Source organism: Pseudarthrobacter sulfonivorans (assembly GCF_014712225.1).
Taxonomy (GTDB): Bacteria; Actinomycetota; Actinomycetes; order Actinomycetales; family Micrococcaceae; genus Arthrobacter; species Arthrobacter sulfonivorans.
Window position 1 is genome coordinate 352,540 of record NZ_JACXBW010000001.1, and the last position, 23,858, is coordinate 376,397.

Here is a 23,858-nt window from a genome sequence, read left to right on the forward strand (position 1 = left end):
TTGTAACGGCGGCGAAGATATTGCATATGCGCGGAATTATCCTCGCCGGGGGAACCGGTTCACGTCTTCATCCAATCACCCTGGGAATCAGCAAGCAGCTGGTCCCGGTCTATGACAAACCGATGATTTACTATCCGTTGTCGACACTGATGCTCGCTGGCATCAGGGACATCCTCATCATCACCACCCCGCACGACGCCGGTCAGTTCCAGCGCCTTCTCGGTGACGGCAGCCAATTCGGCATCAACATCACCTATACCCAGCAGCCCTCCCCCGACGGACTGGCCCAGGCGTTCGTCCTCGGCGCCGAGCACATCGGTGACGGCCCTGTTGCCCTGGTCCTGGGCGACAACATTTTTTATGGGCAAGGCCTCGGCACGCAGTTGCGGCGCTTCGAGGATATCGACGGAGGCGCTGTCTTCGGATACCGGGTTCAAGACCCGTCCGCCTACGGCGTGGTGGAATTCGACCCCCTGGGCAAAGCAATTTCCCTGGAAGAAAAACCAGCGAACCCCAAAAGCCATTACGCTGTGCCGGGCCTGTACTTTTACGACAACGACGTGGTGCAGATCGCACGCGAACTCAAGCCGTCGCCCCGCGGCGAACTCGAAATTACGGACGTCAACCGTGTCTACCTCGAGCGCGAAAAACTGCAAGTGGAAATCCTGCCCCGCGGAACCGCTTGGCTGGACACCGGGACTTTTAATGACCTCAACGACGCTTCCGAATTCGTTCGCACCGTCCAGAAACGCCAAGGGCTCTCCATCGGGTGTCCTGAGGAAGTCGCCTGGCGTCTAGGCTTCCTCAGTGATGACGAGCTGCAGGAACGGGCCGCACCGCTCGCAAAGAGTGGCTACGGTAAATACCTGCTCGATCTGCTCGCAGAAGGTTTGGACGCTGCAACCGAGCGCCTGCAACTCGCCCAGCGCTAATTTACGACCGGCTCAACCACCCTGCCGACGTTCAATGAGGTCCCGCACCAGTCGCGGTGCCGCACGCAGGAAGCGGACCCACCGCGCCCGGTGCTGCCGGAGGCGGCCTTGAAGAGTTATGTCCGCGTAGATGTCACGGGACAGATGCACTTCCGGTGCAGGGAAAACGGCACGGAACAGCATCCAGGGTTTTTCATGCAGCGGGGCCTGCGCAATAGCAATGAGCCTGGCGCTGCCCGGTTCCTTGGCCAGCAGGCGGTTGCGCCACTCCGTAGAGGCATCCGGCCACTCCACCGCCATCTCCAACGGAAGGCGGTCCTCCAAAAAGGGACGCATGGCGGCAAGGGAACCAGTGGCCGCGGCAAGCTCCAGGAGAGCGGTGGCGTGAGATCGCTGTTTTGTGAGGTCGGCCAGGAACTCAAGTTCCTGGCGGCACGCCGACAGGTGCGGCGACCGGAGGGCATGCAGGGCAAGGATGAGGATTCCAAGCGCCTTTGACGGGACACGCACCTCCTGCCCTGCAAGCTCCAGGTCCTCGGTGTTCGCCCACATCACATCAAAGCAGTCACCGGGATCGTTCTCCATACCCGGAAAGCGGAAGTGGACGTCGATGCAACACGGCCATTCCGGGTGGTCGACAGTAACCGAGTGCTTTGGAAACGTCCTGCTGTCCGGATCCACCGGGCGTTCCCGCCAACCCCGCTCCCGGAGGCTTTCGAGCATTGCCTCGAGCTCCCCAGGGTGCACAAAGACGTCCACGTCGCCTGACGTCCGGGGCAGGCGCAGCCCCTGAATCACACTTGCCGGCCCTTTAATGAAGAACGCCCGAATGCCCAAGCCGTCCGCCACCCGTTGCACCATGGCGTGGCCCAGCAGGACGGCCTCTGGGATGCTGAGTTGTGCTGCACTGACCCGGTGGTCCATGACCACCCCTAGCCGCGTGTCCGGCGGCCGGCGGGGACGGGTTCTTTGACACTGTGGTCCTCTGCACCGTGCCGCTGGGGATCAGTGAGCTGGGGTTCCGCCGCGGATGCCGGACCGGACGCGGAGGTATAGGTGCCGTAGTACGAGTAGGCGTCCGTTCCGCTGGTCGGAACATAGTTGAGGACGGCGCCCAGGATTCGGCCCCGCACCTTCTCCAGGTTTCCAAGGGACTGGGACAACTGTTCCTGGGTGGTCTTGCCCGTGCGGATCACCACTATGGCGCCGTCCGCCACGCTGGAGAGGACCGCGGCATCCGTCACCGGAAGCAGCGGCGGAGCATCGATCAGGACGATGGCATTGTCCGCCAGCGTGTTCAGCATTTTCTTCATGGCCCGTGATCCCAGCAGCTCGCTGGGGTTCGGCGGAATGCGGCCGGAGCCCAGCACCGAGAGGTTCGGCAGGGCACCCCAGGGCTGAAGGACATCCCCCAGCTCTGCGGTACCAGTAAGAACATCGGTGACCCCTACTCCCGGAACCAAATTGAAAACGTCCACCAGCGTGGGGCGGCGGAGATCGCCGTCGACCACTACGACGTTCTCGCCGGCGGCCGCCATGGTGACCGCCAGATTGGCCGTGACAGTGGATTTTCCTTCTGCCTGCATGGAGCTGGTGACCACGATGATCCGCGGCGGCTGGTCCACGTCGAGGAAGCTGAGGTTGGTGCGCAGTTCCCGGAGGGCCTCGGCCATCGCCCCGCCAGCGTCGTGGAGCTGCGGGGCCGTGCCGTCTTCCAGGATGGTGCTTTTCCCGTCCAGGCGGTGGTCCACAGGGAGGGTGCCGATCACGGGAACGCGGAAGAGCCGCTCGATTTCAGCGGCGCTGCGTATGCGCCGGTCCAGGTGTCGGCGGACCAGCGCATACGCCACGCCCAGGGCCAGGCCGATCAGCGCACCGAGCGCAAGGGTGAGCTTGACGTTGGGCGAGACGGGGGCGGTGGGAAGCACGGCCTTGCCCAGCGGGAGCACCCGCACAGCCGAAGCGGGCGCGGCGGCTGACGTTGCGGCGCCGGGCGTGGCCGCGGTGCCGGGCTCCACTGCTGCCTCGGCTGGCGGCGCCGTTTCGATCGCTTCCACCTGGGTGGCGAGGCCGTTGACCCAGGCGTCGGCCACGCGCTGTGCGGTGGCAGGGTCCTTCGACTGAGCCGTCACCCGGAGCTCGGCAGTGTCAAGCGGCACTTTGACGCTGATGGTGCCAAGCAGGGCGTCTGCGGTTGTCTTGAGGCCGAGGTCCGCGATGACCCGGTCAGCCACGAGCCGGGACTTTGCCACGGACTCGTAGTTCTTGACCTTTGCCTTGGCCAGGCTGTCCCCGGCCAGGGAGAGGCTCACGTTCTCCGAGCCGGGTGTCACCACAATGCCGCTGGAATCCGAGGAGTAGATCTTGGGCTGGAGAACTGTCCAGCCGAACGCCGTCAACGTGGCGAGCAGGGTGAACGCGACGATTGCCTTCCAGTACGTGCGGACCACACGTAGGTAGTCGGTCAGATCCAGGCCTGCCTGCGCCTCCCCCGGGTTGGCTGTTGTGACGCTCATGGTGGTTCCTTCGTTCAAGTTCGTGTGTTTTGGCCCGGTCTTCGATGCCGGGTTACTGCTTCTGGTGGTCCCCATGGGGACGGCGACTAACTGCGGCCGCGTTCCAGGACTGATTTCGTGATGAGCTGCTTGACGGCTTCAGAGACGGCATCCCGGTAGCCTTCCGGGTGGCCGTGCACCTTCCCTACTTCATTGGCCAGTTGGTCTTCCGCGACAGCGTTCGCGGTGGCTTCCCAGATGGCCGGCCCGATACCGCTCAGCCGCACAATCTCGCTGTCCAGCATCACCAGGAGGTCGCCATCGATTTTGACGGCGTCCCTTGGTGCTGCGCGCCGGATGCAGCCGTTCGGGATGGACGTGAATCCGGTTTCGAGTCCGGGTGCATCCCACGTTGGCTGTGTGTGGCGCTGCTCCCGGAACTGCGGTGCCATGGCCGCTGGCAGATCGGCGGCCTCCGAATACGTCACGCGCCACACCCCCCCGGTGCTGTCGATCAGGCGGCACAGCGACTGAAGCGGCTGGTTGATGTCGCCCTGCGAGGAGGTCTCCGGTATCAGGGCGAGAAGAGCATCGGCGAGCGGCACCCTGCATAAGGTTGGGAGAACCGGGTCAGTGCCCTCAACCCGGTCGAGCAGCACGATGGACCGGATGAAGGGCTTCGCGGGAGCCGGCTGGAGCCCGAGCTCGTCCGGCCCGACCTGGCGCTTTGGAAGAATGTACTCCTGCTTCAGGGACAGCGGCTTAGGGTACGGAAGCACTGAGCCGTCGGGCCTAATGGCCACCGTCTCGTCAGTGACGTAACCGTATGTTCTGGCCAGCACGTTAGCTGCGGTGGTCTTGCCGGTTCCCGACCTGGCAACCAAAGCAACGACGGCACCTGTGACCGGGTCAGCCACCCCGCAGGCGTGCAGCATGGTGAGTCCCCCCGCATTTGCCAGAATCGCGGTGACGGTGAGCCGGGAGGTCAGGTCCTCAGCCAGCTCTTCAAAGGAAGCGGCCTGCAAGGCGAACGTGCCGACGTCGTCCGTCTGTGACTGATAGGTGACGGACGCTGAGAACGGCTGGGAGCCGTTGGGTTCCCTCGGCAGTGATGGAAGGCGGGCTGCGCCCTCACTGGCACACCGCGCCCACGCTGAGCGCATCCTCGCCCGTTGCCCCCCGGTAACCCCCCGGCCCCAGCGAACAGTGAACTGCACGCCCAATATGTTCAGGCACAATGGGTCCCGTCCGCCGAGAACTTCCTCAAGCTGCAGTGGCGCCCACGCCACTTGTACGGTGCTATCGCTCATGATTCCCCCAGGATGTGAAGCCGTTGTTGTTACTGGCTAGCCACGCCGGCAGGTTCAATCAGCTGCTGGGCTGCGAGACTGGCCAGAAAGGCTTCGACCTGGGACTGCATCTGGCCCGCTTGGTCCTCAAAACTGGCCTGGAGACTGAGCAGGATGGCCTGCTCAGTCCGCCTGCCGTCGATCAGGTCCCAGATGGTTGAAGCCGTGCCTTCGAGCACCACTGGCTGGCTTGCGTCGAGATGAAGCAGGGCGACGCGGTTGGTCGAGCGAGTGCGGACCTGCGCAAGGTAAGCGCCATGGCGCCAGACCACGGGAGTCGAGCTAATAATCATTGCCGCTAAACCTGATACTTAACGATGAGGCTCGATGGCGTGGGTCCGGTAATGGACAGGGGTTTGTTGCTGAGGACCATGCTCAGGGAGTACTCGTCTACGTCAGTCTTCTTGGGTTTGTTACTACCGGTGTCCTCAGTGTTTCTGAAGCCAAACGGAACATGGATAGTACCGCCAGCCGGTACGACCCCTGCATAGGTAAATGTAGTAGTGGAAATCTTGCCGTTGAACGTCGTGGTCGAAAAGATACTCGGCGCAGGGGCAGTAATGGCGATGGTTGAATGGACCGCGTTTGTTGGCGTGACGATGATGCTGCCGCTTAAGCTGACCGTAACCTGAGCACCGGTTGTGTTCTTGATCGTGAAGCCGCTAGGACCCGTGCCAGGACGGTTCCCACCGCTTAAGGTAATTGCGGCAGGAACAGGGAAATACACCTCTGTGACACCCGACGCTGCCGCTGCGGGAGCCGCGATGGCCGTCACGATAACCGGCACGGACCACGCCACGCCCTTGACCACCCTGCGGCGGCTGAAACCGCCCTCTTCGCTGCTCGTGACCTCTGCGTTCAGAACCTCAGACAATTGCGCCCCCAAGAAATTTTCAACTGCGGCCTCTGAGACCGGATGAGTGTTTAGCGCGTTTGTCGCGACGTTCCCACTCTTCCCGACGCATCCAAAGGTTAGGTCAATCGGGTTGCAAGATTTGGTCAAGTTCTGCTTGATCTTGCCGCATGAGCCTCTGACCTGGGTCAATGCTGTCGCGGTGGCGGGGGCGCTGCAAACTTGGACGCTGTGGGCTGCGGCGCGTGGCGCACCGGCAACCTTTTGCACCAGAGGCGAGCGACCGACGTCGTCGTTTCCGGATGCGCCTAGGGAAGCGCCTCGAACGGGGCACTGGCCGACTTCGCCGAAGTTTCACCGGTGGCAGTGACAGTGGTGGGGAACCCGGGCGGAGGTGCATTTTTCGGGACGGCGATTGTGGTGCTGAATGCTCCTTGGCCGTCAGCTTTCTCCTGCTTAACAAGCGTGGCGTGAAGACGTATTGCGATGGTCTCGTCCGGGTAGAAATTCCTGCCACTGACCTGGAGGATCCCGCCGACCTGTGCCTGAGCCGGGGCAATCTCGATGTGCGCCGTTTCCTGGACCTGCTGCTTGATGAAATCGGCGCGGTTCCGGGACTCCTCGGCCGCGGATCTGTCCGCCGCCGTATCGGCCTGGGTCTCGGCAATCTTCAGACAATCGGAAACGACCTGGAGGGCGACCACCGTGTTTTCCTTTTTCTGAACCTCGTAGGCCGCCTCGACGGAGGCGTCGGCAACCACTTTGAAGGTTCCGCCGAGTTTTCCGCCCATCTTGGTTGTCAGATCGACCCCTCGGTCCTTGGTGCATTCGATGTAGGTGATGGCGACGCCGCTCAGGCACTCGTTGTTGTACTCCCTGAGGTTGCCGGTACAGGTCGGTGAAGGGCACGCGACCAGCATCGCACTGGTGGCGAACAGGAGCAGCAAGAATGCAACCAGGCGGGAAGGTCTGCGGGGCGTTCTCTTGGACGCGTCCTCACGGGCATTCATGATTAACTCCGTCTCGACTGAATTCCTGCAGCATGTAGCCACGAGCCTGAGCTGAGTAAACGCGACTGCCCGTTATCCGTGCGTTATTGCGGCAGCTCATCGCCGCCGTCAGCGGCGGGGCCGCCGGCGCCCTGGACCGCACGCTCTCGATCATCGGCAGGAGCCAATCTGCCCCAAGGAGAGCAGAATGTAGGGACAGGCAGGACCACACGGCCTGGGTTCCGGCGTCGAGGACGGTACACCATGACAGCGATTCAGGCCCGGGCCGCAACACTGCTGATCGCGGCGCTCCTCTTAGCTGGCTGCGCCGCCGGCGGCGGAAGTTCCGGCGCAACCACCTCCCCCGGGAAGGCGCCTGCGACGGGAGCGGCCAGCGCTGTGGCGGCGGCAGCCACCATCACCATTAAGGACTTCGAATACGGGGCGACGGGCACGGTGCCGCCGGGCGCCGTCGTGATGGTCACCAACATGGACTCCGCGGCCCACACCGTCACCGCGGACCAAGGCTCGGCATTTGACGCGAAGGTCGCGGGAAGCGGCGGAACGGCCACGTTCACGGCCCCTTCCACCCCGGGCACCTACCCTTACCACTGCACCTATCACCCCAATATGCACGGGACGCTGACGGTTAAATGAGTATGGCCCTGCGGGTACTGACAGCCCTCACGTTGTTCATTGATGCCGGCGTTCATATCCACCTCGCCCCGGGCTACCAGGCCGCCACGCCCGGCGGTATCGGGCAGGGCAACCTGTTCCTGCTCGAAGGCGCCGCAGCGGTCCTGTCAGCGCTGTACGTTCTGATCCGGGGCAGCAGAGCCGCCTATGCCCTCGCCCTGGCAGTTGCTTTCAGCGGCTTCGTCGCCGTGGTGTTGTACCGCTACGTCGATATTCCGGCGTTCGGGCCGTTCCCGGCAATGTATGACCCCGTATGGTTTTTCGAGAAGTCACTCAGCGCCGTTGCGGAGGGAGCAGGAACAGTCTTCGCTGCCCTGGGCCTCGTCCGTTCCGCCCCAGGGGACGGCGGGTGAGGCTCCCTGAAATCCATGGAGAGCGGGACCGCTTTGCGTGCCTCGTCCGACGCGATGACCGCAGTTGCCGTTTACGGCGTCGCAGGCATCTGGCTCTCGGCCGTGTCCTGGCCGGACCTCGGACTTCAAGTTGTCGGGCTGGGCGCCGGCGCGTTGGTCATCGGGAACGCCGCCGCGTCCGTCCTTCGCCGCACCCCGTGCTTCTCGACGCTCGCAGACCGTGTCACTTTACTCCGGGCCGTCCTCGTGGCCCTGTGCGCCGTGGTGGGCGTTCCGGTGCTGCTAACGGGAGTTCGCCCCGGCCCGCTCGTGGTGATTGTTGGTGCCGTTGCCTTCCTCCTGGACGCGCGGGACGGTCCCGTCGCCCGGCGCACCGGGACAGCATCGGCGGCAGGAGCACAGCTTGATACTGCTACGGACGCCGCCCTGGTGCTCGTTCTCTCCTGCGGAACCGCGGTCACGGTGGGACCCTGGACCCTCTGCATCGGGGGGCTCTATTATTTTTTTGTGGCTGCCGGCCGCATCTGGCCCCACCTTCGCAGTCCGCTCCCGCCCCGCGCCGGCAGCAAAGCGATCGGGGCATTCCAGCCGTTCGCACTCCTCCTTGCCTTGACGCCGGACATCCCGCCGGCCATTGGAGTCGCCGCGCTTGCCCTGGCCCTTCCGCTGCTTGTATTCTCCTTTGCCCGCGACATCGTTGCGCTGGAACGGCTCCGCCGGGTCCCGGACCCGACACAGAAAAATCATGCTGCCGAAACACTGCGGCAACCTCGCCGCGGCATGCTTGGGCCTACGGGGACAACCAGCAGGAGGCACAGCATGACAACGCAGCAGACACAGACGGCACAACTTCAGGTGGACGACTACATTCAGGCGTGGCACAACGGCAAGCTATTCCACCAGGGGCGGGTGACCGACGTCGTACGTTCACTGGAGCTGATTTGGATCCTGGACGCGGACACCGGCGTCCGGAAGCTGCTGGACCCGGAGGCCCTGGAGATCGTCCGCATCGCGGGGCCCCGCGGGTAGGGAACTTTCGGGGACGTTCCTCAGCATCCAGACGGCGAGCCCGATGATGGCCATGGCCAGGCCCACCAGCCCCAGCTGCAGGGCCGATTCCGGAAAGATGGCGCCGAAGGCTATCGGAATGACGCTGGCGGTATAGAGGACCAGTGCGCCCCTCGGCACGCTTGAGTTGCGCCAGAGAGCCAGCATCAGGACCAACGTGCCGAGCAGGAACAGCAGGGAGACTGCGGTCAGGGCGACACCCAGCGGGCCGGCACGAAGGCGGCGATGACACTTGGATCAACGTCGGGAAAGACAAGATTGCCGCTGGTACGAACAGGCCGCAACCGCCAGCCACACCGCCGCCATGAACCACCTGCGAAACCTACTCGCGACCCGGCTGCACCCGCCGGACCTGGACTAAGCGCACTGCTACCCGGTCATGCGGGGGGGCTGGCACCAGAGCAATATCTCTGTACGGCCTGACCCGAACATCGGAAGCTACGAACCCGATGTTCTCCCGGTGATCTTCACGGTCTGATCGTGCATCACCAATAACTGCTTCGCCGACCATGGCTCCGGCCGCCACGATTATGCCTGAGAACAGGGCCGAGGACTAGGACTACGGGAGTGCCGGGTGCGGGTTGCTCGTCGGCCCGCACGACATGTCCGCGCGAGTGCGGGACGAAGTGGGTGATGGCACGCGGCCGCGATCCTCGGGGCAACAGCTTGTGCCCAATCGGGTGCCCGCGCGGTCGGCTGTGCGACCTGGCCTGCCTGCTACCGTTCTGACGAGGCCGACCGACACCGCTGACGAGCGCGGCACGTAAGGAGCTCCTGTTGGAGAACTCGTATATACGCCCCCCACCCACCGCTGGCCGAAGCCCACATTCTCCTAGGATGCGTACCCAGGCATCCGCGGCCGCCGGAGATTCGCTTCCCGCCAACGGCCGCCTCGGCTCGGTGCTTGGGCTGCAGAGCACCGCCGGTAACCGAGCGACCATTGCGTACTTGCATCATTTACCCTCCCGGACTGTACAACGCTCCTCCGATCGCCCGGTGGTGGTTCAGCGGGACGATTCGATCGACTACAAGGCGGGGTTCACCGACGGCAGCACGGGGCAGCAAAAGAACGGGATACCCAGGATCGACGAAGCACTCAACGACTACAACCGAGGCTACGTCAAAGGGCTCGACGAGCGGCTAAAGCGGGCCAAAGAGACGAAAGACTGGCAAGTCATCGCCGAGGTACTCAATGCTTTCAACATCGACGACATCTTCGGCCGGATCGCCGGCATGGCTCCTGACGATCTGCTGCAGATCGAGGACGGTGCGTGGCGCAACCCCAGGGTCGGAAAGAACTCCCAGATAGCTCAGACCACACACGATGTCGTGAAATCCATCGATCCGGCCGTGTACTCGTCGGGTGCAGTGTTTCCGAACAGCTTCGGCGACAAGTTGGGTGGCGTCGGTGGGGTGGTCATCGGTGCTCTGGCCGGCGCACTTGCGCTGCGGATGGCGGCACCGCTGCTCGTCGGATACTGGCGCCAGATCCAGCTAGGGGCGGCGATGAGCAAGGCAGCCGCGGAGGCGGATAAGGAGGATGCCGCCTACGCCGAAATGAAGCTGGGAGAGGCGGTCGGGAAGCTGATGGGTCAATCAGGGGGCCGAATGCTGGTCACCTATCAGAGCGCGGCGCCCGCAGCCGACATGGACCTGTACGTAACCACAGCCGAGGAGGTTCAGTACGCGGACGCCGTGGCTGCAGGCCGCAACCTCTACCAGCTCCGAGTCCCCGAGCGGCTCTTCCAACTCCTCCAGGATCGTGGGCTGATCACCATCCGGCAGGGCTCAATGGGCGATCAGGTCGGTTCTGATATCCGCATCGCCAGGGGCGCGATGGAGTTCCTGGCACCGTACGCTCGGCAAATTCCGATACCGGAGAAATGACCATAACTTGCTCGACAAGGAGCCGCAACGCATGAACGAGTTGGCCGCCGGGTCGCTGGAACGCTTCAAGTGCGGCCGGGAAGTATTGCCGCAGATGCGACTACTCACAGCACTATCTTCGCGTACTGCACTCAAAGCTGGACTGGACATGATTACTGGATTTCCTGGCTCTCGCCCCACGCGATTAAACGGACTTGCTATGAGCCGTTGGTACCGTTCCAGCCTGACACGTAGGGGCTGCCCGGAGGTCTGCCTGCGTGCGCTCGACCATCGGTAACGGACAGTCTCCAAATGCTCCACAGTGATTTATCTGGCGGTAATGTGTGCATCATCGCGTATTGGTGTGTGTCTGTCTAGGGAGAATATGGGTTTGGAGTCGGTCGGAGAAGACCCATGGCAGGCGGAACGCCCAAGGGCTAGACGCTGGCCCTTTGTTCTACCGATCGTTGTCCTGTCCATACTGGCGGCATGCCTGGGCGCAGGGTTCGCTTACAGCAACAACTCTGCACAGTCGTGGCGAGATAGCTCAACGAAAGCGACGAGTGAACTGGCATCAACAAAGCAGGATCTCGCATCGGTCTCCCAGGAACGGGATAAGCTCCGCGGAGTGCGCGATGAATTGACCCGGGCTCAGAGCTCATTGGCGGACGTGACCTCAAAGTACAACTCGGCCTCAGACAGGATACGCTCCCTCTCCAATGAAAAGGCCCAAATAGGTGATCAGGCCGCACTGATGAGCGGATTCGTGACGATGTCCCACCAAGTTACCCAAGAAATGGACCAGTGCATCTCGGCGCTGCAGACTCTCGAGGGCTATCTGGTCAACGCCAAATCCTATGATTCCGTTTCCTTGGGGAACTACACTCAGGGAATCAACAAAGGCTGCAACCAGGCACGGGCGGATAGCGATGCGCTATCGAAGAAACTAGCCGGTTGATGCTCTGCGCACGAACAATCGTCCCCACAGTTGTGTCCACCCTGCTGGTCCTGGCTACAGCAGGGTGCGCCTTCGCGCCAGTCCCACCGCCGCTCACCGGGACCACACCCACCGCACCATCGGCCGCGGCCCGGGGAGCCAATCCAGTGGTGACCCCATCCACCGCACCGACAGTGACCCCCGCCGGCTTCTCGGACTACGAACGGGCAGCTCTCAGGGTGCGCAACATCGGTTGCGGCGGCGTCGCTAGCGGATCCGGCTTTGCAATCGCCGACCACGTCTTTATTACCAACAGACATGTCATCGGCGGTGCGTCCCTTCTCCAAGTGAGCACTTACGACGGGCACGATATTGACGTTGTGGCCACAGGTGCGGTGACCTACGCGGATCTGGCCATGGTTTGGACACGCGAAAAGCTTCCCCAGACACTTACATTCGCGGCGTCAAACCCTGTCGTCGGCGCAAGAGTGACCGCGATCGGGTATCCACTCGGCGGCCCATTGACCACCACCCGCGGCAAAGTGCTCAGCTACGCACAAGACCCGATCGGATGGTCATCGCTCCCCATGATGGTCAATGATGCGCCGATCGAGCACGGGAGCTCGGGCAGTCCCCTGATTGACGATGCTGGGCGCCTTGTCGGTGTCGTCTACGCAGGCGGGACCAGCCAGTACGCGGTCCCCGTCGACGTCCTAAAAGCGGCCCTTGCCAACCCGAGTGCCTCTTCCAATACCGCTGCGTGCGACGGCGCCCTTACCGGGCCGAGATCCTAGTGTGAACCCAGCCCACGACACTCCACTTAAGGCATGTGAACGAGCGCAAGGTCCGTCTCAGCAATTGATCGATTAACGAGACTCGCTGGCGGCTCTCCCGGTCGCTGCCAGCAGTCGGCTCACCTGGGGACGAAGAGCTTGGCAGATAGCCTCAGTTGGTACGGCCGGTCTGGGTAGGTGGTACTGAGATTCTGAGGACTCGGTACCGGCCCTTTTCGCTGGGGGCCGGCACCGGGTTTTCTTTGGGGTTATTCCCAGTGTCCGGGTTGTGTCCGGGCCTGGTCGTCGCGGAGCCTGCGCATATCTACTTCGCCGAGGTTGAGTTGGCGGGCATTGTTGGCCAGCCGGTTCACGATTGAGTCTGCCGCCACCCGGTCTGGCAGGGCCTCGACCCAGTAGGCCGGTCCGGACTGCGAGGCGATCAGGGTGGGTAGTCGGTGTTCCCTGTTGGCGAGCACCGCGAAGAGGTCGTTGGCGGCTTCGGGGTCGATACCGACGGTGAGGAAGTCATCAATGACCAAGAGATCCACGTCAGAGAGCTCGTTGAGTAGCTTCTGGTGGCCGATGCCGTCACCGCGGGCGATGACAAGCCGTCGGGCCAGCTCGTCCATCCGGGTGAAGACGACGGTATGTCCGCTCTGACAAGCGGCGATCCCGATCGCGCAGGCCAGGTAGGTCTTGCCGCCGCCGGTCGGTGAGATGACCAGCAGGTTCGTGGGGTCTTGACGCCATTGATGGGCGGCGTAGCGCTTCATCCGCACCGGGGTGATCCCGCGTCCTTCCTGATAGTGGATCTCAGCCACCGAGGCCTGCGGAATCGGGAACCGGGCGGCACGGATCAGCTTCTCGATCCGATGGGCCTCTCGCTGGGCGAGGGCGTCGTCCACGGCCGTGAGGAAGATCTGCTCGGGGGTGAGATCGTCATTGGCCTCGTCGGTGATCAGTTCCTCGAACCGCGTTGCCAGGTGTGCGATGCGCAGTGCCCTGAACTTCTCATGATCGATGCTGGTGAACATCAGCCCTGCACCCCCTGTGCGCCGCGCCGGTAGTGCTCGGCCGAACGCACATGCACCCCGGTTCCGGCCCCGGCACTGGGGTCGGCACCGCCGGCGGGTTTGCGGGTTCTCGCCGCCGGTATGACCGTCCTGGGCTTCTTGTCATCGGAGTCGATGGTGGCCATGATCCGCTTGATCGTGCTGTAGGTCCCCGGCCCCTGTCCCGTGTCGAGCAGGACCTGACAGGCGGCCTCCAGACGGGCCTTGTTCCGTTTGCCCAGGGACTCCAGGATGTTCTGGCAGTCCAGATAACCCTGAGCTTCGATCACATGCCGGTCGAGGATGCCGGTGATGACCGCCTCGGTGGCCGGACCGAAGCCGCGGGCGCGGTCCGTGAACCACCGTTTGGACCACAGTCCGTCGATGCCCCGGTGCCGGGCCGGGGCATGGGCCGCGTCCGTGGAGTACTGCCCCTTGCGTCCCTGACGGCGGGCATGCTCGCAGATCACCTGGTCCCCGTCGAAGACCGTCACCGTCGTGGAGGTCAGCCGGACCCGCAGCAGTTGCCCGGCGTAAGCGTAGGGCACCGAGTAGTGCTGGGAATCGCAGCTGACGTGGTAGTTCCGTCCGACCTTGAGCTGTTTCCATTCCACCGTGTCGAACCCGTCGGCCGGCAGCGCCTGGAGCAGGTGGGACTCATCGGCGGTGAACCGTTCCCACCGGGTGGTGCCATCGGCCCGGGGGATGCGCTCGTTGATCTCTACCAGCCGGGCCTCGATCGCCGCGTTAAGGGCCTGGACCGTGGTGAAGACCTCCTCGGCCAGATAGCCTGTCACGCGCTTGTTCACCACATGAACCGCCGACTCGGCAGCGGCCTTGTCGCGGGGCCGTTTCGCCCGGGCCGGCACGATCCCGATACCGTAGTGCTCGGCCAGTTGCTGATACCGGGCATTGAGGACCCGCGCCGCCTCGCCCTGCTTCGGCCGGTATGTTGAGGTCGCCGGGTTGTCTGGGACAACCAACTGCGGGACACCGCCGTAGAACGAGAAGGCCGCAACATGCGCGGCGATCCAAGAAGGCGATCTCATGTCCGTGTACCCGCGGCAGAACACCGCCCCGGAATACGGCAGCACCGCAACGAACAGGTAAACGCTGGTGACCTCACCGGTCACCGCATCCACGACCGGCAGGGTGTCCCCGGCCCAGTCCACCAACATCGCCCGACCAGGCTCGTGGTGCAGGGTCGCCACCACATCAGTGACCCGGGCATGCTCAACGAACAAGGCACAGTACTGCGAGTACCCGTACTTCTTCCCGCCCGTCGCCGCCGTTGAGGCCAAATACCTGCTCCAGGCCTGCTGAAGTGTGTAATGCCGGTTTTCCCGCATCGATGCCAGTACACGATCGAAGTCCGGCCGGTCGTACGACTCCGTGACCCTCTTACGACCATCAGGGAACAACCGGGCGATCTCCTGCGGGGACATCGCCCCGATCTGCCCCGCAGTGAAGCCGTATGCCGCGATCGTCTTCTTCGCCGTCGCCACATCACGGCGTGAACACCCCGCCGTGGCAACGATCTCGTCATAGCTGCGACCTGCAACGGCCAGGGTCATGATGACCTTGAAGTCAGCCACGCTGTCTCCTCACATAGGAAGAGGCGGCGCCCAGTGCACCGCCTCACCCACAGCACACCCCCCGAAAACCACGGCAATACCAACTCCGCGGAACCGAAGTACCAACAACCCGGACTATCCGTACCAACTCAGGCTATCTGCCAGAGCTGAGCAACGCCGACCATAACTCCGAGGACGGAAGTGAAGCTCGCCACCAAAGCAGTGTTCATCTTGACCCGCTTGCGCACAATCATGTCCCCGAACAGCGCACCGCCGGCACACAAAAGGGTCGCAAATACGCAGACTCTTACAAACGGGACCAGAGGATAGGGAACCTGCACGTGTTAGACGCCGAGGCCGACCAGGAATATCACCCACGTCAGAAGACCGAGCGAAAGACTGACGCCCCAGTAGCGACCCGCGGTCTTTCCAGACTCACGATGTCCAACCCAATATCCGAATGCGAAGATCCCAGGGATGTGCAATAACAAGGAGGCCAATCCCATGCCGGCAGAAGTGAAGAACAGTAGGTTGAATACGATCGCATTGGCCATGAACCCTCCAAGCTGGAGAAACCGAGGGAAGCCAATGTTTGATCGGTTTACCGCGCACCTGCGAACTCGGCTTGGCCTGGTTGGGTCCAATGTAAGAGTCCTGTGTCTGTGTTAGTTTCGTGTCCTAGAAGGAAAATGCACGACTTGTGGCACGTAAACGCGCACCTCGAGCAGATCATCGTGAAAGTCCGGTAGGCGTGGCATACTCACCTAACTCTCCGCTGAGGGGCGCAAGCTGCTGGGTATGAAGCTGAAGCCTCTCCAACCGTGGCCGAAACGTCCCTTGCCAGGCAAAGGCAGTGTTTCCATGAACCCCAACTCGCCAACGTGACCCACCATAAGCTGGTCATGCTGGACGGCCCGCAACTCCGTCTCGACTGAATTTCTTGCAGCATGTAGGTACGAGCCTGGGCTGAGTAAACGTGAATGTCCCTTGCCCGTGACCCTCCATTGAGACCTTAGCGAACTTGGAAGGCGGGTGACCGACGTCGTGCGTTAACTGGAACTGATCTGGATCCTGGACGCGGACACCGGCGTCCGGAAGCTGCTGGATCCGGAGGCACTGGAGATCGTCCACATCGCGGGGCCCCGCGGGCAGGGATCTCAGCAGGCACGCATCTAGGCCTGCGTCACCGTCGCCTCGGGTTCCTGGACCGGGGTGCCGCCAGCGATTTCGGGGACGTTGCTCAGCATCCAGATGGCGAGCCAGGTGATGGCCACGGCCAGGCCGACCAGACCCAGCTGCAGGACCGTTTCCGGGAAGACGGTGCGCAGCGCTATCGGAATGACACTCGCGGTGTAGAGAACCACGAGGGCTTTCGGCACGCTTGAGCTGCGCCAGAGCGCCAGCATAAAGACCACCGTACCGAGCAGGAACAGCAGGGAGACTGCGGTCAGGGCGATACCCAGCGGGCCGGCACGCAGGGCAGCGATGACACCGGGTTCAACGTAGGGAAAGACCAGGTTGAGGACAAACTCAACCCCCACCAGGCCGGCCAGCGCCACTACGGAGATGACGGCACCCGCGGCTGCCAGCGCCCCTGCCTGGCGCGAGACCAGCACATAGATCCCGATCACCAGCCCGATGGCGGCGAGCTGGGCAATGGGTGCGGCCAACTGGGTGAACGGTGACGTGGGGATGATTCCTGCCCGCTTGGCCGCGTTCACCAGCAGGATGGCTGCCGAGAGAAATCCCGCTATTGCAAAAATCTTGATGAGCACGGCAGGCAGATAAACGTTAATTGTTGAGAACATCAGAGGCTCTTGACTCTTAGGTAATGCACGAAGCGACGACTGAAGGGACAAATCGTCGGGACCCAGGAAAGCTGCCGGGGATAGTTCGAACCTAAGGCGGGGCAGGGTGACCGGGCGTCACCACATGGGGTGATTGTGTGGGTGATCGCTCCACCGTAGCAAGGTCAACACCGGACGGACAGGTCCTATCCGACGAAGGTCTTCAGCCAGGTCTTGAGGTCCTCACCGAACTCCACCCGCTCGGACGCGAGCGTGATGACGGCTTTGAGGTAGCTGAGCTTGTCGCCGGTGTCGTAGCGGCGGCCCTTGAAGACCACGCCGTAGACGCCGGAGCCTTCGCCCTCACCGGCGGCCAGGGTCTGCAGCGCGTCCGTCAGCTGGATCTCGCCGCCGCGGCCCGGAGCAGTGTTCTCCAGGACGCCGAACACTGACGGGTGCAGCACGTAGCGGCCGATGACGGCCAGGTTGGACGGCGCCACGTCGGCAGCCGGCTTCTCCACCAGGCTGTTGACCCGGACGAAGTCCTCGCCCTCAATGGCAGTAACATCCGCGCAGCCGTAGGCACTGATCTCTGCCGGCTCCACCTCGATCAAAGCGATGACCGAACCCCCGGTCTCCTGCTGCACTTCCATCATGGTGGTCAGCAGCGTCTCGGCCTCATCAATGAGGTCGTCGCCCAGCAGCACGGCGAAGGGCTCATTTCCCACATGCTGTTTGGCGCAAAGCACAGCATGACCCAGACCCTTGGCCTCGCCCTGGCGGACGTAGTGGATGGGGCCCAGCTGCGAGGCGTACTCCACTTCGGCAAGCCGGTCCTTATCGCCCTTCAGCTGCAGTGCCCGTTCCAGGCCGGGTTCCCGGTCAAAGTGGTCTTCCAGAGCTCGCTTGTTGCGCCCGGTGATCATCAGCAGGTCAGTCAGGCCGGAGCTAACCGCCTCCTCCACGACGTACTGGATTGCAGGGCGGTCCACCACCGGCAACATTTCCTTCGGCATTGCCTTGGTGGCGGGAAGGAAGCGGGTCCCCAGTCCGGCAGCAGGAAAGACGGCTTTGGTTACAGCTTTCCGTTTTGTCATAGGTGAACCCTACAAATCCATGGAGAAATCAGGCAACCAGTTCCGTCAAGCCCTGCGGGAATTCGGCGGTTCCGGTGGATTCGGCGGTTGCGGGTTGCTGCTGGCCCCCTCACCGCGGCACCGCCGTAGAATGGCGTCATGACACCGCAGGAGCTGGCCAACCTGGCCCATTTGCGCCGGGCCCGTGACCTGATCGACCGCGAGTACGCCAGGCCGCTGGACGTGCCCACCATGGCCGCCGGCGCGCTGATGTCCGCGGCGCATTTCTCCCGCCAGTTCAAGGCCGCCTACGGTGAGACGCCGTACAACTACCTCATGACGCGGCGGATCGAACGCGCCATGGCGCTGCTGCGCGCCGGGGCCAGCGTCACCGATGCGTGCATGGAGGTGGGGTCCACGTCGCTGGGTTCCTTCAGCTCCCGGTTCACCGAGATCGTGGGCATGACCCCCAGCGCCTACCGCGCCCGCGAACACCACGCGGTCAAGGCCATGCCGTCCTGCATCGCCCGGCAGCATACCCGGCCCGCGCGCAAACCGAGCAGGATTGAAGAAGCATCCCTGACGCCGCGGCAATAGCGTTGAAGGCATGAACATTTCACTGAAATACGCACATGTCACCGTCAACGATGTCGATGAATCCCTCGCCTTCTACCGCGACGCCCTGGGCTTCGAAGTAAGGAACGACGTCGGCTCCGACGGGCAGCGCTGGGTCACCCTGGGCAGCGCCGCCCAGCCCGACCTCGAACTGGTCCTCTCCCCTCCGCACGCCGGCCGCTCCCAGGCCGACGGCGACGCCATCCAGGAACTGCTCACCAAAGGCGTCATGCCCATGCTCGTGTTCACCACGGACGATCTCGACGCCACGTTCGAGAAGCTCCGCGCGTCCGGCGCCGAGGTCCTGCAGGAACCCATCGTCCAGCCGTGGGGCCCGCGCGACTGCGCCTTCCGCGACCCCTCCGGCAACATGATCCGCATCAACCAGGGGTAGGTGCCCAGCCACCGGTAACGCACGACGTCGGCACCCAACGTGGGTGCCGACGTCGTGCGTTCTGCGCGTTCGGGCAACCGGTTAGAGTGGGGGGCATGACGCTGGACGGTGCGGCCGGGGAGCCGCTTGTGCACATTCAGGACTTCCGGATGGACTTCGGGGACACGACGGTCATCAGGGACCTGTCCTTCGATGTCCGGGCCGGGGAAACCTTCGGGTTCCTCGGCAGCAATGGCTCCGGGAAAACCACCACACTGCGGGCGCTGCTGGGGATCTACCAGCCCACCGCCGGGACCCTCCACATCGGCGGCAGGCCCTTTTCCCCGCAGGTCGGCGCCCGCCTCGGGTACCTGCCCGAGGAGCGCGGCCTGTACAAGAAGGAGTCCGTCCTTGACGTGATGGTCTACTTCGGCCGGCTCAAAGGCATGGACAAAGCACATGCCAAAAACTGGTCCCGGGAGTATCTGGAACGGGTCGATCTGGCCGACAAGGCGCACATCCGGCTGGACAAGCTTTCCAGCGGCCAGCAACAGAAGATCCAGCTCGGCGTCACCATCATGAACGACCCCGAACTGCTGATCCTGGACGAACCCACCAAGGGTTTCGATCCGGTCAACCGGCGCCTGCTGATGGACATCATCGAAGAGCGGAAACTCGCCGGCGCCACCGTCATCATGGTCACCCACCAGATGGAGGAAGTGGAACGGCTCTGCGACCGGGTCATCCTGCTCAAGGACGGCACGTCCCGCGCGTACGGCACGGTCGAGGAGGTCCAGGAACAGTTCGGCGGTACCGTGTACCGGCTGGCCTACGACGGGGTCCTGCCCGCATCGGCCCTCTACGACATCGTCAGCGCCGACGGCGGCCGCGCGGAGCTCTCCCCCGGCCCCGGCGGCAACGAGTCCGCCGTCCTGCGCGAACTCATCAGCCGCGGCGTGGCCGTGCGGTCCTTCACCACGGCCCGGACGTCCCTGGACGAAATTTTCATCATGGTCTACGGCGAAGACCACCAGATGGCGGAGGCGTAACCCCATGACACAGCCAGCAGCCACCAAGTCCTCCCCCGCTCCCCCGCCCCCGGCCATCCCGGCCCCGCCGCGGCGCCCGTTCGCGCAGCACAACCTGCGCACCGTCGTCGGGTTCGAATTCACCCGCACCCTGAAAAAGCGCGGCTTCTGGATCGCCACCCTGTCCATCCCCGTGGTGATCGGCATCGTGTTCGGCCTCGTCTACCTGAGCAATTCCTCCACCGCCGCCAGCGCGGACGCGCAAAAGACCGCTGCCTTGTCCTTCACTTACACCGATGACTCCGGATTGATCGCGGACAACATTGCCCGGGCGATGGGCGGAGTGAAGGCGGCAGACCCCGGCGCCGCGCTGGAGGACGTGAAACAAGGCGTGACCGAGGCCTACTTCGTCTACCCCGCCGAGCCGGCCACCCAGGCCGTGAAGGTCTACGGAATAGACCGGGGAACCTTCGAGAACGGCAAGTACGACGCCGTCGCCAAACAACTGCTGACCGCGTCAGCGCAGGCCGCTGTGGGCTCGCCGCAGCTGACCGCGGCCGCCAGCGGCAACGTCAAAACCGAATCCGAGGCCTTCAAGGACGGCAAGGCGACCGGCGGCTTCGGCGCCGTGATCCCGCCGCTGATGTTCCTGGTGGTCTTCTACGTCTCGATCATTCTGCTCTCCAACCAGATGCTCAACAGCACGCTGGAGGAGAAGGAAAACCGGGTCACCGAAATGATCCTCACCACCCTGAACCCGACCACCCTGATCATCGGCAAGGTGGCCGCCCTGTTCATGGTGGGCCTGGTCCAGATCCTGGTCTTCCTGACCCCGATTGTGGTGGGTTACCTCTTCTTCCGCGACAGGCTCTCCATCCCCGACCTGGACCTGTCCAGCATCAGCTTCGAGCCCGGCACCATCATTGTCGGGGCGCTCCTGCTGCTGGGGGGCTTCACCGTCTTCACGGGCGTCCTCGTCGCGATCGGGGCAGTCATGCCCACCGCCAAGGACGCCGGCACGATTTTCGGGCCGCTGATGGCACTGATCTTTGTCCCGTTCTACGCCATCAGCCTGATCATCTCCGACCCCCGCGCCCTCATCGTGCAGATCTTCACCTACTTCCCGCTCTCCGCCCCGGTGACCGCGCTGCTCCGGAACGCCTTCGGGTTGTTGAGTCCACTTGAATCCGCGATCGTCATCGTGGAACTCTTCGTCATCGGCTTCCTCATCCTCCGCCTGGCCGTCCACCTCTTCCGCTACGGATCCATCCAATACTCCAGGAAGCTCTCCATCGCCGGCACCTTCCGCAAACGCAGCCCGCTGGCAGGTAAGTAGCGCGCCGCCGGGAGGGCTTTTTAGCGCTTCCGGTAATGTGCATCCTCGGCGTTCTCGCGTTTCTGGCGCTTATGTACGTTTCGGCGTGGCTGGCGTAAAATTGTGCCATGATTGAGATGACCGTGACTGACGCGCGCAGCAGGCTGTCGGAGGCGGTGGACACCGCCAGGGTGAACCATGAACCGGTGTATCTGCTGCGGCGCGGACGCCGTGTCGCAGCGCTGATCGATGCCGAAGACCTCGCCACCCTGATAGAGGCCGCCGAAGATCTGGCAGACCTCCGCGCAGCGCACGCGGCAAGGACGGAGATGACCGATACCGGCGAAGGCCCCGTGCCGTGGGAGGAAGTCAAAGCGGAGCTGGGCCTGGCGTGAGCTATGCCGTGCAGCTTGCTCCGGCCGCCCTCCGGCAGCTGCGCAAGCTCCCCCCGGACGCCCGCCGGCGCATCCAGGCCGCCATCGAACTCCTCGCCGAAACACCGCGCCCACCGGGCGCCAAGAAACTCGCCGGAAGCAGTGGCGATTGGCGCGTCCGCACCGGGGATTATCGGATCATCTACGAGATCAGGGACGCACAGCTCATTGTGCTGGTTTTTGCCACGGGCCACCGCAGGGACATCTACAAACGATAGGTCAACTCCTTGCGGGGGGCACTAAAATATCGTCATGCCGCTGCGCATCTTTTCCCGCCGCACGCGTTCCGTTCCGGACGGTTCATTCCCGGTGCGGAAAGGCCGACGGCGGGTGCTGCGGGTTGTCGCGGTCGTCGCGTTGACGCTGCTCGGACTGGTAATTGTCTCCGCCGCTGCGAATCTCCTCCTCGAGCGCGTTGAACGGGCTAATGCCACTCCGTACGGCGAGCGAGTCCGGATCGACCAGGGAACCATCAACGTCTCTATTTCCGGGGACAATGGCCCAACGCTGGTGCTGCTCAGCGGACTGGGCACCGGGGCACCGGGACTCGATTTCGCCCCGCTGGTCCGGGAACTGCCCGGGTACCGGACCGTGGTGGTGGAAGGGTTCGGCTACGGCTACAGCGATGCCGACGTCAGGCCGCGGACCATCGAGAACATCTCCGAGGAACTGCACTCGGTGCTCTCTGCGCTGGGCATTCATGGTCCCTATGTTCTCGCCGGGCACTCGATCGCCGGCTTCACCACCCTGTACTACGCCAACAAATACCCCTCGGAGGTGTCTGCCGTCATCGGGATCGACCCCACCGTTCCTACCGCAACCACCGCGCAACCCGGAGCCCCGGCACCTGCTGATGCGCCGCCGTCGGGCAATTTCTGGGAACGCCTCCCCTCCACCCTCGGCCTGGTCCGCTGGGCGGCGGCGCTGGGACTGACCGACCCGGACAGCAGCAGCTACACGCCCGCTGAGATCGACCAGATGCGCATGCTCGCCAGCTGGAACTTCGGCAACGCGGCAGTGACCGACGAAACGTACCGGGTCGGTGAAAACGCCGCGAAGCTGCAGGGCCTCAGCTACCCCGCTGCGATGCCGGTGCTGATGTTGCTGGCGAAGGAAAGCCTGGACAGCCGCGCCGAATGGGTGGACCTGCATGAACGCCAGCTGAGTAATGTCACGCGGCATGAGCTCGTTGTCCTTGATGGCCCGCACTACCTGCACTGGACCCAGGCCAAAGCGATGGCCGAGAAGATCGGCGAGTTCCTGGGGCCTGCTGCCGTTTCGACAGGCTCCCTCACCGGACAGCGGGGCGGGGTCGCGACGGGCCCCACCACCGGGGACAAATGATGGAGGCATCCGGCGTGTCAGGCTTGGAGCCTGAGTCCCGCAGCGCGGATCGCCTGGTCCATCTCTGTCCGGGCCTCGTGTACTAAGGCGAGCGTCCTTGGATCCCGGAGAACGTCCGCCCGGGAGGCCGGCACGAGGACCGCGAAAGAGGCGAGCACGCCGCCGTCGGCACTATGAAGTGACATGCCCAGCGCATGAAGTCCTGCTTCCGTTTCTTCCTGGTTGAGCGCGTATCCGAGCCGCTTGGTCTCCTCAACCGTCCGCAGCAGGCGCCCGAAATCCGCGTCATTCAGGTAACCGCCAGCGAGCTTCGCTGAATTGCTGAAGGAGTATGTGCAGAATCCCGTCCATTCTTTCTGGACCAACGGCGACGCCACGGAGACGATCGACGGGATCGTCGAGGTCTGGTTCGATGACGCCGTCGTCTCATCTCCGGAAGACCACACCTCCATGGCTCAGCAGGATGATGAGGTCAGCTTTATCCGGACGCTTACCGCGTTCACTGTGACAAACCGCAACAGCTACGACGCTATGGAGAAGGTGTGGCTTCTGTCGCCCGGACCGCTCAGCGCCGGCGAGATGGCAGTGCTGACGGCCGGCGATGACGTGATCGCCACGGCACCCGAAGAAGGCATTCGCCTCATGAAGCGGCCGCGGCTCCTGCAGGAACCAACAGCACCGGCTTCGCTGCTCGTGTATCCGGCGCCCGTGGGAGACACCGCGGCCCTTTTCAATGCCGTTGTGGATAGGGTTGCGGGCGCCTCGATGAACACCGGAATCAGGGTCATGAAGACAGTTTCGAGGCGCGTCCGCTGACGTGCGCCGGCTAACAGTCACCCCTTCGGCACCATGGCCCGCATCGACGCGGGGGTAATCCTGAAAACACGACGTCGGCACCCAACCTGGGTGCCGACGTCGTGCGTTAAGCGGGTGCTGGCCGGCTGTC

27 protein-coding genes are annotated in these 23,858 nt (G+C 63.5%); 15 read left to right on the forward strand and 12 right to left on the reverse strand.

Translation table 11 applies throughout. The annotated features are described in order from the left end of the window. The first annotated feature begins 26 nt into the window (after positions 1-26). On the forward strand, positions 27-932 hold the full coding sequence (gene rfbA / locus IAQ70_RS01625) for a glucose-1-phosphate thymidylyltransferase RfbA (RefSeq protein ID WP_190987688.1): 906 nt from the start codon (positions 27-29) through the stop codon (positions 930-932). A 12-nt stretch (positions 933-944) separates the two neighbouring features. Here the strand turns inward: rfbA and IAQ70_RS01630 are convergent, their stop codons facing one another. From IAQ70_RS01630 to IAQ70_RS01655, 6 genes are all read right to left on the reverse strand, one after another. Further along, positions 945-1,856 (reverse strand): nucleotidyltransferase family protein, encoded by a 912-nt coding sequence (locus IAQ70_RS01630; protein ID WP_190987545.1) that lies wholly within the window; start codon positions 1,854-1,856, stop codon positions 945-947. Between the two features lie 8 nt (positions 1,857-1,864). After that, positions 1,865-3,448, reverse strand: a complete 1,584-nt coding sequence (locus tag IAQ70_RS01635; RefSeq protein WP_190987546.1) for a polysaccharide biosynthesis tyrosine autokinase — start codon at positions 3,446-3,448, stop codon at positions 1,865-1,867. Between the two features lie 86 nt (positions 3,449-3,534). Continuing rightward, positions 3,535-4,590 (reverse strand): ATP-binding protein, encoded by a 1,056-nt coding sequence (locus tag IAQ70_RS01640; RefSeq protein WP_223858597.1) that lies wholly within the window; start codon positions 4,588-4,590, stop codon positions 3,535-3,537. A gap of 176 nt (positions 4,591-4,766) precedes the next feature. After that, entirely contained in the window at positions 4,767-5,069 is a 303-nt protein-coding gene (locus IAQ70_RS01645; RefSeq protein ID WP_223858598.1) for a PqqD family protein, read from the reverse strand. A 5-nt stretch (positions 5,070-5,074) separates the two neighbouring features. Then, on the reverse strand, positions 5,075-5,650 hold the full coding sequence (locus tag IAQ70_RS01650; protein ID WP_190987547.1) for a hypothetical protein: 576 nt from the start codon (positions 5,648-5,650) through the stop codon (positions 5,075-5,077). Positions 5,651-5,937: 287 nt separating this feature from the next. Next, on the reverse strand, positions 5,938-6,639 hold the full coding sequence (locus tag IAQ70_RS01655; RefSeq protein ID WP_190987548.1) for a hypothetical protein: 702 nt from the start codon (positions 6,637-6,639) through the stop codon (positions 5,938-5,940). A 243-nt stretch (positions 6,640-6,882) separates the two neighbouring features. On the opposite strand from IAQ70_RS01655, the gene IAQ70_RS01660 reads away from it, so the two are divergent. From IAQ70_RS01660 to IAQ70_RS01685, 6 genes are all read left to right on the forward strand, one after another. Next, entirely contained in the window at positions 6,883-7,275 is a 393-nt protein-coding gene (locus tag IAQ70_RS01660; RefSeq protein ID WP_190987549.1) for a cupredoxin domain-containing protein, read from the forward strand. Beyond that, entirely contained in the window at positions 7,272-7,667 is a 396-nt protein-coding gene (locus IAQ70_RS01665; RefSeq protein WP_223858599.1) for a hypothetical protein, read from the forward strand. The genes IAQ70_RS01660 and IAQ70_RS01665 overlap by 4 nt, the downstream gene beginning before the upstream one ends. A 15-nt stretch (positions 7,668-7,682) precedes the next feature. Continuing rightward, the gene (locus IAQ70_RS01670; protein WP_190987550.1) at positions 7,683-8,696 is read left to right on the forward strand and encodes a CDP-alcohol phosphatidyltransferase family protein; all 1,014 of its coding nucleotides are present in this window, start codon (positions 7,683-7,685) and stop codon (positions 8,694-8,696) included. 876 nt (positions 8,697-9,572) lie between these two features. Beyond that, the gene (locus tag IAQ70_RS01675) at positions 9,573-10,622 is read left to right on the forward strand and encodes a hypothetical protein (protein WP_190987551.1); all 1,050 of its coding nucleotides are present in this window, start codon (positions 9,573-9,575) and stop codon (positions 10,620-10,622) included. Positions 10,623-11,229: 607 nt separating this feature from the next. Then, the gene (locus IAQ70_RS01680) at positions 11,230-11,559 is read left to right on the forward strand and encodes a hypothetical protein (protein ID WP_190987552.1); all 330 of its coding nucleotides are present in this window, start codon (positions 11,230-11,232) and stop codon (positions 11,557-11,559) included. Further along, on the forward strand, positions 11,559-12,332 hold the full coding sequence (locus IAQ70_RS01685) for a S1 family peptidase (protein ID WP_223858697.1): 774 nt from the start codon (positions 11,559-11,561) through the stop codon (positions 12,330-12,332). The genes IAQ70_RS01680 and IAQ70_RS01685 overlap by 1 nt, the downstream gene beginning before the upstream one ends. 248 nt (positions 12,333-12,580) lie before the next feature. Here the strand turns inward: IAQ70_RS01685 and IAQ70_RS01690 are convergent, their stop codons facing one another. The 5 genes from IAQ70_RS01690 to galU form a co-directional block, all read right to left on the reverse strand. Then, on the reverse strand, positions 12,581-13,348 hold the full coding sequence (locus tag IAQ70_RS01690) for an ATP-binding protein (protein ID WP_190987554.1): 768 nt from the start codon (positions 13,346-13,348) through the stop codon (positions 12,581-12,583). Further along, positions 13,348-14,961, reverse strand: a complete 1,614-nt coding sequence (gene istA, locus IAQ70_RS01695; protein WP_190987555.1) for an IS21 family transposase — start codon at positions 14,959-14,961, stop codon at positions 13,348-13,350. The genes IAQ70_RS01690 and istA overlap by 1 nt, the downstream gene beginning before the upstream one ends. A 323-nt stretch (positions 14,962-15,284) precedes the next feature. Continuing rightward, positions 15,285-15,494, reverse strand: a complete 210-nt coding sequence (locus IAQ70_RS01700) for a hypothetical protein (RefSeq protein ID WP_190987556.1) — start codon at positions 15,492-15,494, stop codon at positions 15,285-15,287. Positions 15,495-16,112: 618 nt separating this feature from the next. Continuing rightward, on the reverse strand, positions 16,113-16,748 hold the full coding sequence (locus IAQ70_RS01705; protein WP_190987557.1) for a hypothetical protein: 636 nt from the start codon (positions 16,746-16,748) through the stop codon (positions 16,113-16,115). Positions 16,749-16,933: 185 nt separating this feature from the next. Beyond that, positions 16,934-17,824 (reverse strand): UTP--glucose-1-phosphate uridylyltransferase GalU, encoded by an 891-nt coding sequence (galU, locus tag IAQ70_RS01710; RefSeq protein ID WP_190987558.1) that lies wholly within the window; start codon positions 17,822-17,824, stop codon positions 16,934-16,936. Positions 17,825-17,962: 138 nt separating this feature from the next. Here galU and IAQ70_RS01715 point away from each other — a divergent pair, with 138 nt between their 5' ends. The 7 genes from IAQ70_RS01715 (at position 17,963) to IAQ70_RS01745 (ending at position 22,912) form a co-directional block, all read left to right on the forward strand. After that, positions 17,963-18,400 carry a helix-turn-helix transcriptional regulator gene (locus tag IAQ70_RS01715; RefSeq protein WP_190987559.1) on the forward strand — a complete coding sequence of 146 codons (438 nt, stop codon included), beginning with the start codon at positions 17,963-17,965 and terminating at the stop codon, positions 18,398-18,400. A 10-nt stretch (positions 18,401-18,410) separates the two neighbouring features. Continuing rightward, positions 18,411-18,812: a VOC family protein gene (locus IAQ70_RS01720; RefSeq protein WP_190987560.1), complete on the forward strand. Its 402-nt coding sequence runs from the start codon at positions 18,411-18,413 to the stop codon at positions 18,810-18,812. A 95-nt stretch (positions 18,813-18,907) separates the two neighbouring features. Next, the gene (locus IAQ70_RS01725) at positions 18,908-19,840 is read left to right on the forward strand and encodes an ABC transporter ATP-binding protein (RefSeq protein WP_223858601.1); all 933 of its coding nucleotides are present in this window, start codon (positions 18,908-18,910) and stop codon (positions 19,838-19,840) included. 4 nt (positions 19,841-19,844) lie between these two features. Continuing rightward, positions 19,845-21,155 carry an ABC transporter permease gene (locus tag IAQ70_RS01730; protein ID WP_190987561.1) on the forward strand — a complete coding sequence of 437 codons (1,311 nt, stop codon included), beginning with the start codon at positions 19,845-19,847 and terminating at the stop codon, positions 21,153-21,155. 107 nt (positions 21,156-21,262) lie between these two features. Further along, entirely contained in the window at positions 21,263-21,529 is a 267-nt protein-coding gene (locus IAQ70_RS01735; protein ID WP_190987562.1) for a type II toxin-antitoxin system Phd/YefM family antitoxin, read from the forward strand. Beyond that, complete coding sequence (locus IAQ70_RS01740; protein ID WP_190987563.1) at positions 21,526-21,786, forward strand: type II toxin-antitoxin system RelE family toxin; 261 nt, start codon at positions 21,526-21,528, stop codon at positions 21,784-21,786. The genes IAQ70_RS01735 and IAQ70_RS01740 overlap by 4 nt, the downstream gene beginning before the upstream one ends. A 34-nt stretch (positions 21,787-21,820) precedes the next feature. After that, positions 21,821-22,912, forward strand: a complete 1,092-nt coding sequence (locus IAQ70_RS01745) for an alpha/beta fold hydrolase (protein ID WP_190987564.1) — start codon at positions 21,821-21,823, stop codon at positions 22,910-22,912. A gap of 17 nt (positions 22,913-22,929) precedes the next feature. On the opposite strand, the gene IAQ70_RS01750 is transcribed toward IAQ70_RS01745, so the two are convergent. Further along, positions 22,930-23,277: an IclR family transcriptional regulator domain-containing protein gene (locus IAQ70_RS01750; protein ID WP_190987565.1), complete on the reverse strand. Its 348-nt coding sequence runs from the start codon at positions 23,275-23,277 to the stop codon at positions 22,930-22,932. Between IAQ70_RS01750 and IAQ70_RS01755 the strand changes: the two genes are divergently transcribed. Continuing rightward, positions 23,246-23,728: a hypothetical protein gene (locus IAQ70_RS01755; protein ID WP_190987566.1), complete on the forward strand. Its 483-nt coding sequence runs from the start codon at positions 23,246-23,248 to the stop codon at positions 23,726-23,728. The genes IAQ70_RS01750 and IAQ70_RS01755 overlap by 32 nt on opposite strands. Positions 23,729-23,858: the final 130 nt, after the last annotated feature.

What these genes read in the sequence shown, in the direction of transcription:
- IAQ70_RS01665 (WP_223858599.1), top strand. Translation starts at nt 7,272, where the DNA reads ATGAGTATGGCCCTGCGGGTACTGACAGCCCTCACGTTGTTCATTGAT.
- IAQ70_RS01635 (WP_190987546.1), bottom strand. Translation starts at nt 3,448, where the DNA reads ATGAGCGTCACAACAGCCAACCCGGGGGAGGCGCAGGCAGGCCTGGAT.
- IAQ70_RS01640 (WP_223858597.1), bottom strand. Translation starts at nt 4,590, where the DNA reads ATGCGCTCAGCGTGGGCGCGGTGTGCCAGTGAGGGCGCAGCCCGCCTT.
- IAQ70_RS01670 (WP_190987550.1), top strand. Translation starts at nt 7,683, where the DNA reads ATGGAGAGCGGGACCGCTTTGCGTGCCTCGTCCGACGCGATGACCGCA.
- IAQ70_RS01745 (WP_190987564.1), top strand. Translation starts at nt 21,821, where the DNA reads ATGCCGCTGCGCATCTTTTCCCGCCGCACGCGTTCCGTTCCGGACGGT.
- IAQ70_RS01655 (WP_190987548.1), bottom strand. Translation starts at nt 6,639, where the DNA reads ATGAATGCCCGTGAGGACGCGTCCAAGAGAACGCCCCGCAGACCTTCC.
- IAQ70_RS01730 (WP_190987561.1), top strand. Translation starts at nt 19,845, where the DNA reads ATGACACAGCCAGCAGCCACCAAGTCCTCCCCCGCTCCCCCGCCCCCG.
- IAQ70_RS01645 (WP_223858598.1), bottom strand. Translation starts at nt 5,069, where the DNA reads ATGATTATTAGCTCGACTCCCGTGGTCTGGCGCCATGGCGCTTACCTT.
- IAQ70_RS01690 (WP_190987554.1), bottom strand. Translation starts at nt 13,348, where the DNA reads ATGTTCACCAGCATCGATCATGAGAAGTTCAGGGCACTGCGCATCGCA.
- IAQ70_RS01700 (WP_190987556.1), bottom strand. Translation starts at nt 15,494, where the DNA reads ATGGCCAATGCGATCGTATTCAACCTACTGTTCTTCACTTCTGCCGGC.
- IAQ70_RS01720 (WP_190987560.1), top strand. Translation starts at nt 18,411, where the DNA reads ATGAACATTTCACTGAAATACGCACATGTCACCGTCAACGATGTCGAT.
- IAQ70_RS01735 (WP_190987562.1), top strand. Translation starts at nt 21,263, where the DNA reads ATGATTGAGATGACCGTGACTGACGCGCGCAGCAGGCTGTCGGAGGCG.
- galU (WP_190987558.1), bottom strand. Translation starts at nt 17,824, where the DNA reads ATGACAAAACGGAAAGCTGTAACCAAAGCCGTCTTTCCTGCTGCCGGA.
- IAQ70_RS01630 (WP_190987545.1), bottom strand. Translation starts at nt 1,856, where the DNA reads ATGGACCACCGGGTCAGTGCAGCACAACTCAGCATCCCAGAGGCCGTC.
- rfbA (WP_190987688.1), top strand. Translation starts at nt 27, where the DNA reads ATGCGCGGAATTATCCTCGCCGGGGGAACCGGTTCACGTCTTCATCCA.
- IAQ70_RS01685 (WP_223858697.1), top strand. Translation starts at nt 11,559, where the DNA reads ATGCTCTGCGCACGAACAATCGTCCCCACAGTTGTGTCCACCCTGCTG.
- IAQ70_RS01715 (WP_190987559.1), top strand. Translation starts at nt 17,963, where the DNA reads ATGACACCGCAGGAGCTGGCCAACCTGGCCCATTTGCGCCGGGCCCGT.
- IAQ70_RS01725 (WP_223858601.1), top strand. Translation starts at nt 18,908, where the DNA reads ATGACGCTGGACGGTGCGGCCGGGGAGCCGCTTGTGCACATTCAGGAC.
- IAQ70_RS01675 (WP_190987551.1), top strand. Translation starts at nt 9,573, where the DNA reads ATGCGTACCCAGGCATCCGCGGCCGCCGGAGATTCGCTTCCCGCCAAC.
- IAQ70_RS01660 (WP_190987549.1), top strand. Translation starts at nt 6,883, where the DNA reads ATGACAGCGATTCAGGCCCGGGCCGCAACACTGCTGATCGCGGCGCTC.
- IAQ70_RS01705 (WP_190987557.1), bottom strand. Translation starts at nt 16,748, where the DNA reads ATGTTCTCAACAATTAACGTTTATCTGCCTGCCGTGCTCATCAAGATT.